15 protein-coding genes are annotated in these 15,394 nt (G+C 68.8%); all 15 read right to left on the bottom strand.

The window, feature by feature from the left end:
* Positions 1-21 precede the first annotated feature (21 nt).
* The 15 genes from OKJ99_RS14610 to thrB all read right to left on the bottom strand — a co-directional run bounded on the left by OKJ99_RS14610 (position 22) and on the right by thrB (position 15,088).
* A complete protein-coding gene (locus OKJ99_RS14610) occupies positions 22-843 on the bottom strand; it encodes a F0F1 ATP synthase subunit delta (protein WP_326016579.1) in 822 nt (273 codons plus the stop codon).
* Positions 840-1,388: a F0F1 ATP synthase subunit B gene (locus OKJ99_RS14605; protein ID WP_326016578.1), complete on the bottom strand. Its 549-nt coding sequence runs from the start codon at positions 1,386-1,388 to the stop codon at positions 840-842. The genes OKJ99_RS14610 and OKJ99_RS14605 overlap by 4 nt, the downstream gene beginning before the upstream one ends.
* A 37-nt stretch (positions 1,389-1,425) precedes the next feature.
* A complete protein-coding gene (atpE, locus tag OKJ99_RS14600) occupies positions 1,426-1,668 on the bottom strand; it encodes an ATP synthase F0 subunit C (protein ID WP_326016576.1) in 243 nt (80 codons plus the stop codon).
* A gap of 78 nt (positions 1,669-1,746) precedes the next feature.
* The gene (atpB, locus tag OKJ99_RS14595; RefSeq protein WP_326016681.1) at positions 1,747-2,517 is read right to left on the bottom strand and encodes a F0F1 ATP synthase subunit A; all 771 of its coding nucleotides are present in this window, start codon (positions 2,515-2,517) and stop codon (positions 1,747-1,749) included.
* 273 nt (positions 2,518-2,790) lie between these two features.
* The gene (locus tag OKJ99_RS14590) at positions 2,791-3,249 is read right to left on the bottom strand and encodes a hypothetical protein (protein ID WP_326016574.1); all 459 of its coding nucleotides are present in this window, start codon (positions 3,247-3,249) and stop codon (positions 2,791-2,793) included.
* Positions 3,250-3,522: 273 nt separating this feature from the next.
* Complete coding sequence (locus OKJ99_RS14585) at positions 3,523-4,845, bottom strand: MraY family glycosyltransferase (protein WP_326016573.1); 1,323 nt, start codon at positions 4,843-4,845, stop codon at positions 3,523-3,525.
* 161 nt (positions 4,846-5,006) lie between these two features.
* Complete coding sequence (locus OKJ99_RS14580; RefSeq protein WP_326016571.1) at positions 5,007-6,248, bottom strand: serine hydroxymethyltransferase; 1,242 nt, start codon at positions 6,246-6,248, stop codon at positions 5,007-5,009.
* A gap of 125 nt (positions 6,249-6,373) precedes the next feature.
* Positions 6,374-7,036, bottom strand: coding sequence for an arsenate reductase/protein-tyrosine-phosphatase family protein (locus OKJ99_RS14575; protein ID WP_326016569.1), 663 nt, complete (start codon positions 7,034-7,036; stop codon positions 6,374-6,376).
* Positions 7,033-7,680, bottom strand: a complete 648-nt coding sequence (locus OKJ99_RS14570; protein ID WP_266714092.1) for an L-threonylcarbamoyladenylate synthase — start codon at positions 7,678-7,680, stop codon at positions 7,033-7,035. The genes OKJ99_RS14575 and OKJ99_RS14570 overlap by 4 nt, the downstream gene beginning before the upstream one ends.
* A 74-nt stretch (positions 7,681-7,754) precedes the next feature.
* Positions 7,755-8,594, bottom strand: coding sequence for a peptide chain release factor N(5)-glutamine methyltransferase (gene prmC / locus OKJ99_RS14565; protein WP_326016567.1), 840 nt, complete (start codon positions 8,592-8,594; stop codon positions 7,755-7,757).
* 88 nt (positions 8,595-8,682) lie between these two features.
* Positions 8,683-9,759: a peptide chain release factor 1 gene (prfA, locus tag OKJ99_RS14560; RefSeq protein ID WP_326016566.1), complete on the bottom strand. Its 1,077-nt coding sequence runs from the start codon at positions 9,757-9,759 to the stop codon at positions 8,683-8,685.
* A 107-nt stretch (positions 9,760-9,866) separates the two neighbouring features.
* Positions 9,867-10,088 (bottom strand): 50S ribosomal protein L31, encoded by a 222-nt coding sequence (gene rpmE, locus OKJ99_RS14555; protein ID WP_326016565.1) that lies wholly within the window; start codon positions 10,086-10,088, stop codon positions 9,867-9,869.
* Between the two features lie 153 nt (positions 10,089-10,241).
* The gene (locus OKJ99_RS14550) at positions 10,242-11,345 is read right to left on the bottom strand and encodes an LCP family protein (RefSeq protein WP_326016564.1); all 1,104 of its coding nucleotides are present in this window, start codon (positions 11,343-11,345) and stop codon (positions 10,242-10,244) included.
* Between the two features lie 331 nt (positions 11,346-11,676).
* A complete protein-coding gene (gene rho, locus OKJ99_RS14545; protein ID WP_326016563.1) occupies positions 11,677-13,770 on the bottom strand; it encodes a transcription termination factor Rho in 2,094 nt (697 codons plus the stop codon).
* A 400-nt stretch (positions 13,771-14,170) separates the two neighbouring features.
* The gene (gene thrB, locus OKJ99_RS14540) at positions 14,171-15,088 is read right to left on the bottom strand and encodes a homoserine kinase (protein WP_326016562.1); all 918 of its coding nucleotides are present in this window, start codon (positions 15,086-15,088) and stop codon (positions 14,171-14,173) included.
* Positions 15,089-15,394 lie beyond the last annotated feature (306 nt).

Genomic DNA, 15,394 nt, shown 5'->3' with positions numbered 1-15,394 from the left:
TACGTGTTGAGGTTGTTGCGGTCAGCCGGCCATACGGCGGCCGGCCTCCTCGATGCGGTCCGCGATGGAGCCGTTGATGACCTCGTCGCCCACCTGCACCTTGATCCCGCCGAGGACCTCGGGGTCCACGTCCAGGTTCAGGTGCATCTGACGGCCGTAGAGCTTCGCCAGGGACGCACCCAGGCGCCGCTTCTGCGCGTCGCTCAGCGGGACCGCCGTGGTGACGACCGCCACCATGCGCTCGCGACGCTCCGCGGCGAGCTTGGAGAGGGACTCGAGTCCCGCTTCCAGGCTACGTCCACGCGGCGCGGTCACAAGACGCCCGACGATCCGCTCGGTGGCGGGCTTGGCCCGACCGTCGAGCAGCTGCTTCACGAGGTCGCCCTTGGCCGAGACCGAGGCCGTCTTGTCGGTCAGTGCGGCGCGCAGCTCGGTGTTGGAGGAGACGATCCGGCCGAACCGGAACAGCTCGTCCTCGACGTCGTCGAGGTCACCGCTCTTCTGCGCCGCGGTCAGGTCCGCGGTGTTGGCCAGCTCCTCGAGGGAGTCGACCAGGTCGCGGGAGGCCGACCACCGGGAGCGGACCAGGCCGGACACCAGGTCGACGGTCTCGCCGCCGACCTGGCCGCCGAGCAGGCGGCTCGCGAGCTCGGCCTTGGCCTCACCGGCCTGCGCCGGGTCGGTCAGGACCCGCCGCAGGCTGACCTCGCGGTGCAGCAGCGCGGTCACCGAGGCCAGGTCGCCGGCGAGCGCCTTGACGTCGACCGATGTGTTGTCGGTCAGCGCGTCCAGACGCTCACGCGCGGCGGCCAGCGCCTCGCGGCTCGCTCCGTGGGCGGTCATCGTGCAGCCTCTGCCTTCTCCTCGAGCTCGTCGAGGAAGCGGTCGATCGTGCGCGACTGCCGGGCGGTGTCCTCGAGGGACTCGCCGACCAGCTTGCCGGCCAGGTCGGTGGCCAGCAGGCCCACGTCCTGACGCAGCGCCTGAGCGGCGGCCTTGCGGTCGGCCTCGATCTGCGAGTGACCGGCGGCGATGATCTCCTCACGCTGCCGCTGGCCTTCCGCACGCATCTCGGCGATGAGCGAGGCACCCTGCTCCTGCGCCTCCTGGCGCAGCCGCGCGGCCTCGTGCCGGGCCTCGGCGAGCTGAGCCTTGTACTGCTCGAGCACGCTCTGGGCCTCGGTCTGGAGTGCCTCGGCCTTCTCGATACCGCCTTCGATCTGCGCGTGGCGCTCTTCCAGCGTCTTGTTGATACGCGGAAGGAGCTTCTTGGCGAAGACGAAGAAGACGATGGCGAAGGCAAGGGTGCCAATGAGCAGCTCGGGGCCGGGCGGGATGAGCGGGTTCTGCTCTTCCTCGGCCGCCAGCTGTACCAGGTTGGCGATCACATCAGTGCCTTTCGTCGAATCGTGTCAGGTATAGAAATCAGATACCGAACACGAACGGCATGACGATGCCGATGAGGGCGAGCGCCTCACAGAAGGCGAAGCCGAGGATCTGGTTGGCGCGGATGAGGCCGGCGGCCTCGGGCTGGCGGGCCAGAGCCTGGGTGCCGTTACCGAAGACAATGCCGACGCCGATGCCGGGGCCGATGGCGGCGAGACCGTAACCGATAGAACCGATGGAGCCGTGAACGCCTTCAGCGGCAAGGGTCTGGAGAGCGGACATGCCGTAACTTCCTTTTCTTTACGAACCGGTGGTGGTTGGCCACCGGACGACTCGGTGTGTGGGTAAGGCGGGTGCTGCTCAGTGCTGCTTGGCGAGAGCGCCCTGAATGTACGAGCAGGCCAGCAGCACGAAGACGTATGCCTGGACGGCCTGCACGAAAAGCTCGAAGAGGATCATGACCATCGTCATGACGAAGGAGACTCCCGCGGCCGGGATCATCCAGCTGTTCAGCAGGTACCAGGAGGCGACGGTGAACATCACCAGCATCAGGTGACCCGCGAACATGTTCGCGAAGAGTCGGACCGCGTGCGTGAACGGGCGGACCAGCAGGTTCGAGAAGAACTCGATGAACGAGACCAGCCACTTGATCGGGCCGAGCGAGTTGTCGTAGCCGGTGATGTTCTTCCAACCGCCCACGAAACCATGGCGCTTGAAAGTCAGCGGCACCCAGATCAGGTACACGATGGCCGCGAGGACGATCGGGTAGGCGATGACCGATCCGACCGGGAACTGGGCCAGCGGAATGACCGACCAGACGTTCATGATCCAGATGAAGAAGAACAGCGAGACCATGATCGGGACGTACTTCTCGCCCTCGCGCTTGCCCAGCGTCTCGTAGACGATGTTGCGGCGCACGAAGTCGTAGCCGGCCTCACCGATCATCTGGATCTTGCCGGGCACGACCTTCGAGCGGCCGAACGCGACGTAGAAGAACCAGCAGATGATGACCGTGGTGATGAGGGCAAGCAGCATCACCTTGTTGAAGTAGAACCAGCCGAAGTCGGCAATCGGTTCGAACAGGAAGGAGTGCAGGCCCGGCGCCGGGAAGCCGCATCCGTTGTCGGACATGATCCGACAGCTCCAGTCAAAGGCGAGCTGGGTCGTGTCAGCACTCACCGCGGGCTCCTTCGGCGTGACGCATAAGTACGGCAACCTCGTTGTGTCGGTGCGGCGCGCAGCCGCGGATCGGCACCGGTCTGGTGTTTCGGGCGTGGGGGCGGCGGGCAGGCAGTGAGCCTCGCGATCGTGCAGGCGTCAGCTCTCGTGCCCGCGCCGGCGATGCCGCAGTTGGCACCGGACGATAGCAGCCCGACGAACGGGCACTTATCCCGGCCCTACCTCTCACGACGACGACCCGGTCTTCTCGTCCCTTTCGCTGGTTCCGGACCCCTTGGATCCGGGCGCCGACTCGGGATCGATATAGAAGATCTTGGCCTTCATGTGAGCGCGGGCCTGGGCCGCCATCCACACGACGGTCGAAACGACCAGCGCGATGGCAAAGGCTTTGGGATTGAAGAGAGTCGTGTCCTTGAAGACGGCCACGAAGATCAAGAGCAGCAGCAGCTGGGCGACGTAGAGCATCAGCCCCATCGCCTGGAACAGCTGCGGAAGCGATTTTGCCGTGCGAATCAGCACGAGCTGCCCGAGGCCCATGAACACGATCACCACAAGAGCACCGACCAGCGCACCGACGGCCCCCTTGCCGCCCGCAACCACACCACTGATCACCGCGGCAATCACGCCCGCGGCAGCGGTGGGTACGACGGCTTGAAGAAGGGTCCGTGCGTCATTGGACGGCATGGCGGCAACTCCGCTTACTGGTGTGGGGCAGGGTGTCGTCATGGACGAGCGTAGTCCGGGGATTCAGCAGTCCGATTCGGGCCAAATGGCCGTCGCACTACGGCCTTTCGATCCTTCCCCCGGCTTCGTGAACGGTATCACAAACTATTTGATGCGGTCTTTACCTAGAAGGTGTGCCAACCGTCACACGTGAGGGGGATCCTGCGCGTCTGTGCACGCGCGAGGCCAACATGTCTGGTATTGGGCTCATTTCGGACTTCGTGGTCGCCCGGGTCAACGGGACGTTCCCGCCTTACGCCGATCCGTGAAGCGCGAACGGGCGCCGATCGCCGTCGCTCCGTTGACCCCCGCGGGGATCCGGTCGCGGTCCGGTTCGTCCTCGGAACCCTCGGCCGACTCGGCCGCCCCGTCCCCCGCCCCGGCCGGTCGCCGGTAGCGCGGCGGCACCAAGTGCTGGGCCCAGCGCGGCGCGTGCGGCGTGAAGCGCGGCAGCAACAGCATGATGAGGCCGACGAAGCTCAGCGCGACGACGCCGAGCATGACCCACATCCCGGACGCGGAGTGCACCGAGTAGGCGACCGCGCCGAAGGCGATGAGGCCCGACCAGAAGTACATGATCAGCACCGCGCGGGAGTGCGAGTGGCCGATCTCCAGGAGCCGGTGGTGCAGATGCCCGCGGTCCGCGGCGAACGGCGACTTCCCGTTCCAGGTGCGGCGCACGATCGCGAGCACGAGGTCCGCGAACGGGATCGCGATGATCGTCAGCGGCATCAGCAGCGGGATGAAGACGGGGAGCATCGCGTGCGTGGTGTCACGCGTGGAGCCACCGAGGTTGAGCGCGAGCGCGTCCGGGTCGACCTGTCCGGTGATGGAGATCGCGCCGGCCGCGAGGACGAGGCCGATGAGCATGGAGCCCGAGTCGCCCATGAAGATTCTGGCCGGATGGATGTTGTGCGGCAGGAAGCCCAGACACATGCCCATCAGGATCGCCGCGAACAGCGTGGCCGGGGCCGCGGACTCGATGCCGTAGCCGTACCAGATCCGGTACGCGTACAGGAAGAACGCCGCGGCGGCGATGCACACCATGCCCGCCGCGAGCCCGTCCAGGCCGTCGACGAAGTTCACCGCGTTGATGGTGATCACGACGAGCGCGACGGTGAGCAGGGTCCCCTGCCACTGCGTCAGGGACACCGTCCCCACGCCGGGGATCGGGAGCCACAGGATCGTCAGGCCCTGCATGACCATCACGCCCGCGGCGATCATCTGGCCGCCGAGCTTGATCAGGGCGTCGATCTCGAACTTGTCGTCCAGGACGCCGATCAGCCAGATCAGCGCGGCGCCGGAGAGCAGCGCCCGCGGTTCGTTCGAGGACTCGAAGACCTTGTCCAGGTTGGTCAGGTGATCCGCGACGAGCAGACCCGCGCACAGTCCGAAGAACATGGCGATACCGCCGAGTCGCGGCGTGGGTTCCCGGTGCACGTCGCGTGCACGGATCTCCGGCATGGCGCCGGCCACGATCGCAAACTTCCGCACCGGGCCTGTGAGCAGATAGGTCACCGCGGCCGTGATGCAGAGCGTCAGCAGGTATTCACGCACGGGCTTCCCCACAGGTATCGCTGGCCATCTCAGCCCCACACCCTAGTCTCGCGTGCTTGGGGTTGGGGACTTCCGGGTAGCGACGATGGTTGCACGACTGACGGTTCCAGAGACGTACCTGGTGCGGCGCAGGGGGTGTCCTGCTGGGCGTGTACCCCGTTCTAGGCGGGGTACGGGGGGAATCTTCCGGCCAGTTCGCGCACCTCTTCGCGGACCGTGGAGGCGTCCAGAACGCCCCGTACGACACCCGAGAGGAGCACCGCGATGCGGGCCATCTCTCCTTCACCCATGCCCTGTGTGGTGACGGCGGCGGTGCCGAGGCGCAGGCCGCGGCCACCCTCATGGGGCAGCGCGCATGTGTCGAGGATCATGCCCGCGGAGGCGAGCCGGCCGCGCGCCACGACGCCCGCGACGCCGAGCGGGGCCGGATCCACGGTCAACAGGTGGGTGTCGGTGCCGCCGGTGGTGACGCCGAATCCCTCCGCCGCCAGCGCGCCCGCGAGCAGCCGGGCGTTGGCGACGACCTGGTGGGCGTACGCGGTGAAGGCGGGCCGCGCCGCCTCGCCGAACGCGACGGCCTTCGCCGCGATCGTGTGCATCTGGGCGCCGCCCTGGGTGAAGGGGAAGACGGCCCGGTCGACGCGGTCGGCCAGCTCGGCCGCGCACAGCAGCATCCCGCCGCGCGGTCCCCGCAGCACCTTGTGCGTGGTGGCACAGACGATGTCGGCGTACGGGACCGGGTTCGGGGCCGCTCCCCCGGCGACCAGGCCGATGGGGTGCGCGGCGTCGGCGATGAGGTGGGCGCCCACGTCGTCGGCGATCTCCCGGAAGGCGGCGTAGTCGATGTGCCGGGGGTACGAGATCGAGCCACAGACGATGGCCTTGGGGCGGTGGGCGCGGGCCGCCGCGCGGACCTGCTCGTAGTCGATCAGCCCGCTCTCCGCGTCGACGCCGTACGGGACGAAGTCGAACCAGCGGCCGGAGAAGTTGGCCGGTGATCCGTGCGTGAGGTGGCCGCCGGACGGCAGGCCCATCGCGAGGACGGTGTCGCCGGGCTTCAGCAGTACGGCGTACGCGGCGAGCACGGCCGAAGAGCCGCTGTGCGCCTGTACGTTGACGTGTTCGGCGCCGAAGAGGGCCCTGGCCCGGTCGATCGCGAGGCGTTCGGCGACGTCGACGAGCTCGCAGCCGCCGTGGTGGCGGGCGCCGGGATAGCCCTCCGCGTACTTGTTGGCGAGCGGGGAGCCGAGGGCGGCGAGGACCGCGGGCGACATGAAGTTCTCCGCGGCGATGAGCTGGAGGGAGTCCGCCTGGCGGGCGGTCTCCCCGAGGAGGATTTCGGCCAGTTCGGGGTCCTGCCGCAGGAGCTCCGCTGTGGCTGCGGGTTCTGTCATCACCGGCATGGTCGGCTCCGGGCCTCGCGTCGGGGAGGTGAGTGCCTTCCAATGTAGATCCGTGTGGGTACGGCCGCCCGTGCTCACGTCACGGGGCTCCGCCCCGGACCCCGCGCCTCAGTCGCCGGCGGGGCTTATTTGTCGACCCCGGTCAGCGCCGCAACCACCGGATTCAGCGCCTCGTTGATCTCGCCGCCCACCGACTGGAAGAACGGGAGGGGTGCGCCGTACGGGTCGTAGACCTCGTCCGCTTCCACGGAAGGGGCGAGGAGCCACCCGCGTAGCGCGGCCGCCGCGCGGACCAGGGAGCGGGCACGCTCGACCACGCCGGACTCCACGGGGTCCGGGAGCGTGGCCGGGTCTATGGCCCGCACGAGCCGCGTGAACTCCTTCAGCGTGAACGTGCGCAGGCCCGCGCTGTGGCCCATGGAGATGACCTGCGCGCGGTGGTCGCGGGTCGCGGTCAGGACCAGGTCGGCCCTTATGACGTGGTCGTCGAGGAGCTCGCGGCCCACGAAGCCGGAGGCGTCCGCGCCGAAGTCGGCCAGGACCGCTTCCGCGTTGGCCTCCATGGGCGCGCCCTCGTGGCCCCAGGTGCCCGCGCTCTCCACGACGAGACCGCCGGCGAGCGGCGCGCCGAGCCGGTCCGCGAGGGCATGCCGGGTCAGCCGCTCGGTGATCGGCGAGCGGCACACGTTGCCGGTGCTGACGTGGAGGATGCGGAAGGTGTCGCCGGGAAGAGCCGGCGTGCGTACGTACCCGTTACCTATGCCACGCCCCGTCTCAGGGGCTGTCAATTCGCCACCTCGAGGTCGGGTACGACCTTGCGCAGCTCGTCCGCGGTCAGTGCGCCCTCGCGCAGCAGGACCGGGACCTTGCCGGTGACGTCGACGATGGATGACGGGATGTTGCCGGGCGTCGGCCCCCCGTCGAGGTAGACCGAGACGGAGTCGCCGAGCATCTCCTGCGCGGCGTCGCAGTCCTCGGGGGCCGGGTGTCCCGTCAGGTTCGCGGAGGAGAGCGCCATCGGGCCGACCTCGGTGAGCAGTTCGATGGCGACGGGGTGCAGCGGCATGCGGACCGCGACGGTGCCACGGGTGCTGCCGAGGTCCCACTGCAACGACGGCTGCTGCTTGGCGACGAGGGTCAGGCCGCCCGGCCAGAACGCGTCGACCAGTTCCCAGGCCATCTCGGAGAAGTCCGTGACGAGCCCGTGCAGCGTGTTCGGCGACGGGATGACCACCGGCGTCGGCATGTTGCGCCCGCGGCCCTTCGCCTCCAGGAGGTCACCGACCGCCTCGGGCGTGAAGGCGTCGGCACCGATGCCGTACACGGTGTCGGTGGGCAGCACGACCAGCTCGCCGCGGCGGACTGCGGAGGCGGCTTCACGCAGGCCGGTAGCGCGGTCGACTGCGTCGTTGGTGTCGTAACGCCGTGCCATCTAGCGGGCCTCCTGCTCGGTGTGCCGGTCTGCGGATCGCTCGAACTCGTCAAACTCAATGGACAACGCGTCGGTCACGGCAGCGCCTTGCGGGCGGTCGCGAACCTCGGGCGGTTGTTGAGGTCGGGGTGGTCGGCGGCGTCCGCCCAGCCCCGCTCCTCGGTGAAGATCCACGGCACCTGGCCGCCCTGCGTGTCCGCGTGCTCGATGACGACGATGCCGCCGGGGCGCAGCAGACGGTGGGCGGTGCGCTCGATGCCACGGATCAGGTCGAGCCCGTCCTCACCGGAGAACAGGGCGAGGTCCGGGTCGTAATCGCGGGCCTCCGGGGCGACGTACTCCCACTCGGTGAGCGGGATGTACGGCGGGTTGGAGATCACCAGATCGACCTCGCCGTCGAGGTCGGGGAAGGCCGTCAGGGCGTCGCCCTGGCGCAGGTCGACCCTGGACCCCTCGACGTTCTTGCGCGTCCATTTGAGCGCGTCCTCGGACAGCTCCACGGCGTGCACGCGCGAGCGCGGCACCTCCTGGGCGAGCGCGAGCGCGATGGCGCCGGAGCCGGAGCACAGATCGACGATCAGCGGCTCGACGACATCCATCGCGCGCACCGCGTCTATGGCCCAGCCGACGACCGACTCGGTCTCCGGGCGCGGCACGAAGACACCCGGGCCGACCTCGAGCTCCAGATAGCGGAAGTAGGCGTGCCCGGTGATGTGCTGGAGCGGTTCGCGGGCCTCGCGGCGCGCGATCGCCTCCCAGTACCGGGCGTCGAAGTCGACGTCCTTGACCGAGTGCAGCTCGCCCCGCTTGACGCCGTGCACGTAGGACGCGAGCTCCTCCGCGTCATTGCGCGGCGAGGGCACGCCGGCGTCGGCGAGCCGCTGAGTGGCCTGGGCCACTTCCGCGAGCAGCACGCTGCGGGGGTTCGGGGGCCGCCCCCCAAAATGTTGCTGCACGCTGATCCTCCGGGCTGAGCTGTCGTACGGGGCGGGCGGTGCGGTTCTACGCGGCGGCGAGCTTGGCGGCCGAGTCCGCGTCGACGCACGCCTGGATCACGGCGTCGAGCTCGCCGTCGAGCACCTGGTCCAAGTTGTAGGCCTTGAAGCCGACACGATGGTCCGAGATGCGGTTCTCCGGGAAGTTGTACGTACGGATCTTCTCGGAGCGGTCGACGGTGCGGACCTGGCTGCGGCGGGCGTCGGCGGCTTCCTTCTCCGCTTCCTCCTGCGCCGCTGCGAGGAGCCTGGAGCGCAGGATACGCATCGCCTGCTCCTTGTTCTGCAGCTGGGACTTCTCGTTCTGGCAGGAAGCCACGACGCCGGTGGGGATGTGCGTGATGCGGACGGCGGAGTCGGTCGTGTTGACGGACTGGCCGCCGGGGCCCGAGGACCGGTACACGTCGATGCGCAGATCGTTCGCGTGGATCTCGACGTCGACCTCCTCGGCCTCGGGCGTGACCAGCACGCCGGCGGCGGAGGTGTGGATGCGGCCCTGCGACTCGGTCGACGGCACACGCTGCACGCGGTGCACGCCGCCCTCGTACTTGAGGCGGGCCCAGACACCCTGCCCGGGCTCGGTCGCGCCGTTCCCGCCCTTGGTCTTCACGGCTACCTGGACGTCCTTGTAGCCGCCCAGCTCGGACTCGGTGGAGTCGATGATCTCGGTCTTCCAGCCGATGCGCTCCGCGTAGCGCAGGTACATGCGCAGCAGGTCGCCCGCGAACAGCGCGGACTCGTCGCCGCCGGCGCCGGCCTTGATCTCGAGGATCACGTCCTTGTCGTCGGACGGGTCGCGCGGGACCAGGAGGAGCCGCAGCTTCTCGGTGATCTCCTCGCGCTGCTGCTCCAGCTCCTTGACCTCGGCCGCGAAGTCCGGGTCGTCGGCGGCGAACTCCTTGGCCGTCTCGACGTCGTCCCCGGTCTGCTTCCAGGAGCGGTACGTGGAGACGATCGGGGTCAGCTCGGCGTAGCGCTTGTTGAGCTTGCGCGCGTTCGCCTGGTCGGCGTGGACCGAGGGGTCCGCGAGCTTCTGCTCCAGATCGGCGTGCTCACCGATCAGTTCCTCGACGGCCTCGAACATCTCCGGCTCCTGCAGTTACGGGTTCGAAAGGGGGCTGCACCGCAAAGCGCCGGTCCCGGATGCCCCCGCGAGAAACAGGGGCACCGTGGACCGGCGCTGGAGCTTCGCTACTTCTGGGCAGCTGCAGACTTGCCGAAGCGGGCCTCGAAGCGGGCCACACGGCCACCGGTGTCGAGGATCTTCTGCTTGCCCGTGTAGAACGGGTGGCACTCGGAGCAGACCTCGGCACGGACGGTGCCGGACGAGATGGTGCTACGGGTGGTGAACTCGGCGCCACAGGTGCAGCTGACCTGGGTCTCGATGTACTCGGGGTGGATCTCGCGCTTCAAGGTGTCTCCTAGGTTCGGGAGGGCGCCGGGTCGCTGACGCGGGATGCGGGAGCGTGAACCGGGGCCGACGTACCAGTCTGCCAGGACTGGCCGTATCCCCCAAAACGGAGGAGGGCCCGGAAGTATTCCCGGCCCTCCCCGAAGGGGTCGGAGCTACTTCACGACGCTGTCGGCGGAGCCCTTGGCGGAGTCCGCCGTGGCCGACTTCGGGATGGTCCTGTCGGCGTCGAGCGCCTTCCACACCTTGTTCGCGTTGGTCTCGTCGAGCAGCACGCGGTTGGCGTCGTTCGGGTCGTACTGCACGGGCAGCGTCACCATGTTCATGTCGCCGGAGCCGATGCCCTTGAGGCCGCTCGCGAACGAGGTCAGGTCCTTGACCGAGGCCAGCTGCGAGTCCGTGGTCACCGTCTTCGTCGCGGTGTTCGCGAGTGCGTACAGCTTGCTCGGGCTGGTGAAGACGCCGACGCTCTTGATCTGGTCCATCAGGGCCTTCATGAACGACTGCTGGAGCTGGATGCGCCCCAGGTCACTGCCGTCGCCGACGCCGTGCCGGGTGCGGACGAGGCCGAGCGACTGCTCGCCGCTGAGCTTGTGGGTGCCGGCGGTGAGGTTCAGATGGCTGTCGGGGTCGTTGATCGCCTTCGTGGTGGTGACCTTGACGCCCCCGAGGTCGTCGATCAGCTTCTGGAAGCCGCTGAAGTCGACCTCCACGTAGTGGTCCATGCGGATTCCGCTCATGGACTCGACGGTCTTCACCGCGCAGGCCGCGCCGCCCGTCGAGTACGCGGAGTTGAACATGGCCTCGTTCTGCGCCGGGTACTCGTTGCCGTCCTTGTCGGTGCACGAGGGCCGGTTGACGAGCGTGTCCCTGGGGATGGAGACGACGCTGGCCCGCTTGTGGCCCTTGTAGACGTGGACGACCATCGCGGTGTCCGAGCGCGCGGAGCCCTCGTCGGCGCCGCCGCCGACCTTCTCGTTGTCGCCGGCCCGGGTGTCGGAGCCGAGGACGAGGATGTCCTCGGAGCCGTTGTCCACGTTCTGCGGACGGTCGGTGCCCAGCTGCGAGTCGATGTCGACGCTCTTGATGTTGCCGTTGAGCTGGAAGTAGACGTACCCCAGGCCGGTTCCACCGAGGACGACGACGCCCGCGGCGCTCCACGCCGCGATCCGCAGCGCCTTGCTGCGCCCACTGCGCGCCTTGCGGCGGCTGCCCTTGGCGACGCGGTGGCGCCCGGGCTTGCTGTCACGGTCCGGCATAACTCCCCGCAGGTTCGTCTGCTTCTGGTCCTTCGGTCCGCTTCTTCGTTCACTCGGTGTGACGGCGGACCGCCAAGAAGGGTTGCACAAACACGTGTGCGCATTCTGGGACGGAGGAGCGACCGTATGTAGCGGGGCCAACGACCCGCAACCCTCTCACCTGCACTTTCACGCCCATGTGCCGCATGCTTCACAGAGGGCACAGATCCTTATACGTGTGGTGAAGGTCTCTGGTCCACGAGTGCCCCGATCCGTCCCGACCAGGCACGGAAAAGGGCTGGGCCCCGCCGCACGAAGCGGCGGGGCCCAGCCCCTGGATCCCGGTGAAGCGTCAGTCGTTGCCGTTGCCCGGCGTCGGCGTCGTCTTCTGGATCTGCAGCAGGAACTCCGCGTTGGACTTCGTCTGCTTCATCTTGTCGAGCAGCAGCTCGATCGCCTGCTGCTGGTCGAGCGCGTGCAGCACGCGACGCAGCTTCCAGGTGATCGCCAGCTCGTCGCTGCCGAGCAGGATCTCTTCCTTACGGGTACCGGACGCGTCCACGTCCACCGCCGGGAAGATGCGCTTGTCGGCGAGCTTGCGGTCGAGCTTGAGCTCGGCGTTGCCGGTGCCCTTGAACTCCTCGAAGATGACCTCGTCCATGCGGGACCCGGTGTCCACCAGGGCGGTGGCGAGGATGGTCAGCGAGCCGCCGTCCTCGATGTTGCGGGCCGCACCGAAGAAGCGCTTCGGCGGGTACAGGGCGGTCGAGTCGACACCACCGGACAGGATGCGGCCCGAGGCAGGCGCCGCGAGGTTGTACGCGCGGCCCAGACGGGTGATCGAGTCGAGCAGCACGACGACGTCGTGACCCAGCTCCACGAGGCGCTTGGCGCGCTCGATGGCGAGCTCGGCGACCGTGGTGTGGTCCTCGGCCGGACGGTCGAAGGTCGAGGAGATGACCTCGCCCTTCACCGACCGCTGCATGTCCGTGACCTCTTCCGGACGCTCGTCGACGAGGACGACCATCAGGTGGCACTCGGGGTTGTTCACGGTGATCGCGTTGGCGATCGCCTGCAGGATCATGGTCTTGCCGGTCTTCGGCGGGGCCACGATCAGACCGCGCTGGCCCTTACCGATCGGCGCGACGAGGTCGATGATGCGCGTCGTCAGCACACCCGGGTCCGTCTCCAGGCGGAGGCGGTCCTGCGGGTAAAGGGGCGTCAGCTTGTTGAACTCCGGGCGCCCGCGGCCGGATTCGGCCGCCATGCCGTTCGCCGAGTCGAGGCGGACGAGCGCGTTGAACTTCTCGCGGCGCTCGCCGTCCTTGGGCTGACGCACGGCTCCGGTGACGTGGTCACCCTTGCGCAGGCCGTTCTTACGGACCTGGGCCAGGGAGACGTAGACGTCATTGGGACCCGGCAGGTAGCCCGACGTACGGATGAAGGCGTAGTTGTCGAGGATGTCGAGGATGCCCGCGACGGGGATCAGGACGTCGTCCTCGGAGACCTGCGGCTCGTTGCCGAAGCCCTGCTCGTCGCGGCCGCGACGCCCACGGCGGTCGCGGTAACGGCCCCTGCGTCCGCGGCGGCCGGTGCCGTCGTCGTCGTAGCCGTCGTCCTGCTGCTGGTTGTTCCGGCCGCCGCCGCCCTGCTGGTTGCTCCGGCCGCCGCCCTGGCTGTTCCCGCCCTGGTCGTCGCCCTTGCCGCCGCGGCGGTCACGGTCACGGTCGCGGTCGCGGTCGCGCCCACCACGGCCACCCTGACGGTCGCCCTGGCCGCCCTGGCGGTCGCCCTGACGGTCACGGCGGTCGCGACGACCCTCGTGGTTGCCGTCCTGGCCGCCGTCGCCCTTGTTGCCGTCGCCGCCGTCCTGACGCTCCTGCTTGTCCTGGCGCGTGTCGGACTTGGCCTCGGCCGTGACCGTCTCGGGGCTGCCCGCCTCGGACGTGGCACGACGGCGACGACGCTCGCCGGCCGGCTGCTCGTCGCTGGCGCCCTGGCCGGGGATCTCGATCTGCTGCTGGGCGGTGGCCTTCTTCGCCTTGGCGTCGGCCGTCTCGGCCTTGTCCGCCTTGTCCGCCTTGGCGGCCGACTTCGCCGGCGCGGCTTCGGCCGCGGCCTCGTCGCCGGTACGGGCCTTCGAGGTGGCCCGCCGCTTCGGCTTCGTCTCGGCGGCGTCGGCGCTCTTCGCGGGGGCGGCCTGTGAGTTGCCTCCCCCGGACTGCGCCTCCTTGATGACCTCGATCAGCTGGCTCTTGCGCATCCGCGCGGTGCCCTTGATACCGAGGCCCGATGCGACCTGCTGCAGCTCGGCCAGCACCATGCCGTCAAGGCCGGTACCGCGGCGCCGCCGGGCGGGCGCGGCGGAGGCGTCCGCAGAGGACGCGGCGGGCGCGGCAGCAGAGCTGTCGGCAGTCACGCCCATCAGATCGGTGGTGTCGCTCACGAAGGGTCCTTCCCTGGAGCGGACGTCGGCCTGTCTGGCTCGGCGACCGGTTGTGCTGTCCGGCGAAGGTCCTGCCTGTACGGACCGTGCCGGGGCGGTTGTCCGCCGAAGAGGCGGAAGAATTCGGTGGTGACGGCGATGCCCGATTCCGCGGGTGCACTGGATTTCTGTGTCACGCGGCTCGGTCACGCCGGTTCCGGAGCGTGCTCGCCACTCTTCAGCGCCACGTCTCGACATGCGAGGACGATGCACAGAATTGCTGGGGAGGCTCCCGGAAGAATGGTTGTCCCTGACAGGGACACACAGCACCTCGCCATGGTAGGGCCGGGTGCAGACTTGAGGTTAACACTACCGGATCCAACAAACATTCCCCCTCTCGTATTCCGGCAACCGGGTGGTGTCAGGAGCCAAGCGGCAGCACGCTCGCTCCGTCGACATCGAGGTCAAGGCGGTTCGCCGCCCAGCCCTCCCCGGCCAGCCGGGCGACCTTGTCGGCCGTTTCTTCCTCCACCAGAGCGAGGACCGTCGGCCCCGCTCCGGAGATCATCGCGGGCACCCCGTCGGCCCGCAGCCGCTCCACCAGGGCGGCGCTCTCCGGCATCGCCGGCGCCCGGTACTCCTGGTGGAGGCGGTCCTCGGTGGCCGGGAGCAGCAGCTCGGGGCGCCTGGTCAGGGCCTCTACGAGCAGGGCCGCCCGGCCCGCGTTGGCCGCGGCGTCCACGTGCGGGACGGTGCGCGGCAGGAGTCCTCGCGCCATTTCGGTGAGGACAGGCTTTCCGGGGACGAAGACCACCGGAACGACGGAACTGGCCGCGTCGAGACGGATCGCCCGGCCCGCGCCGGTCTCGGTCCACGCGATGGTGAAGCCCCCGAGCAGGCACGGGGCCACATTGTCGGGGTGGCCCTCGATCTCGGTGGCGAGTTCGAGCAGCGCGGCGTCGTCGAGCAGGGCGCCGCCGCCTATCGTCACGGCGCGCGCGGCGACCACGGCGGACACGATCGCGGCGGACGAAGAGCCCAGGCCACGGCCGTGCGGGATGCGGTTGGCGCAGACGATCTCAAGGCCGCGCGGCTGTCCGCCGAGGGCGTCGAAGGCCGTGCGCAGGGACCGTACGAGAAGGTGCGACTCGTCGCGGGGCAGGGTCTCGGAGCCCTCACCGGCGATGTCGATGTTCAGCCCGGAGTCGGCGACCCTGACGACCACGTCGTCGTAGAGCCCCAGCGACAGACCGAGGCTGTCGAAGCCCGGGCCGAGATTGGCGCTGGTGGCGGGGACGCGCACCCTGACGGCGGCGGCGCGGAATGCGGGACCGGCCATCGCTCGATGACTCTCCTTGAGCTGCGGGATGTTTCGAGAACTTCCGAAGGCTGCTGTGACTGACAAGAGGTACGACAGTCGAGGTTTTCGAGAACTTCCGAGACTTCCGATGTTTTGTGATGCGTGGGGCGACACCCGGGCCGCGATAGGCAAAACAGCGGCGGCACCACGGCATATGCGGTGGGCGGGTTCGATACAGCCTATCGAAGGAAGGTTCAGTGGCGACATAGGGCGCACAGGAGGCGCACGATGCGTGTCGTAAGCCCCCCTGTGCACCCCCTGTACTGAAACGCCCAGTTGACGCCG

The sequence above is a fragment of the Streptomyces endophyticus genome (assembly GCF_035798155.1).
GTDB classification, from domain to species: Bacteria; Actinomycetota; Actinomycetes; order Streptomycetales; family Streptomycetaceae; genus Streptomyces; species Streptomyces endophyticus.
The sequence above is the reverse complement of the archived record's forward strand: the minus strand, read 5'-3'. Positions and strand labels throughout refer to the sequence as shown.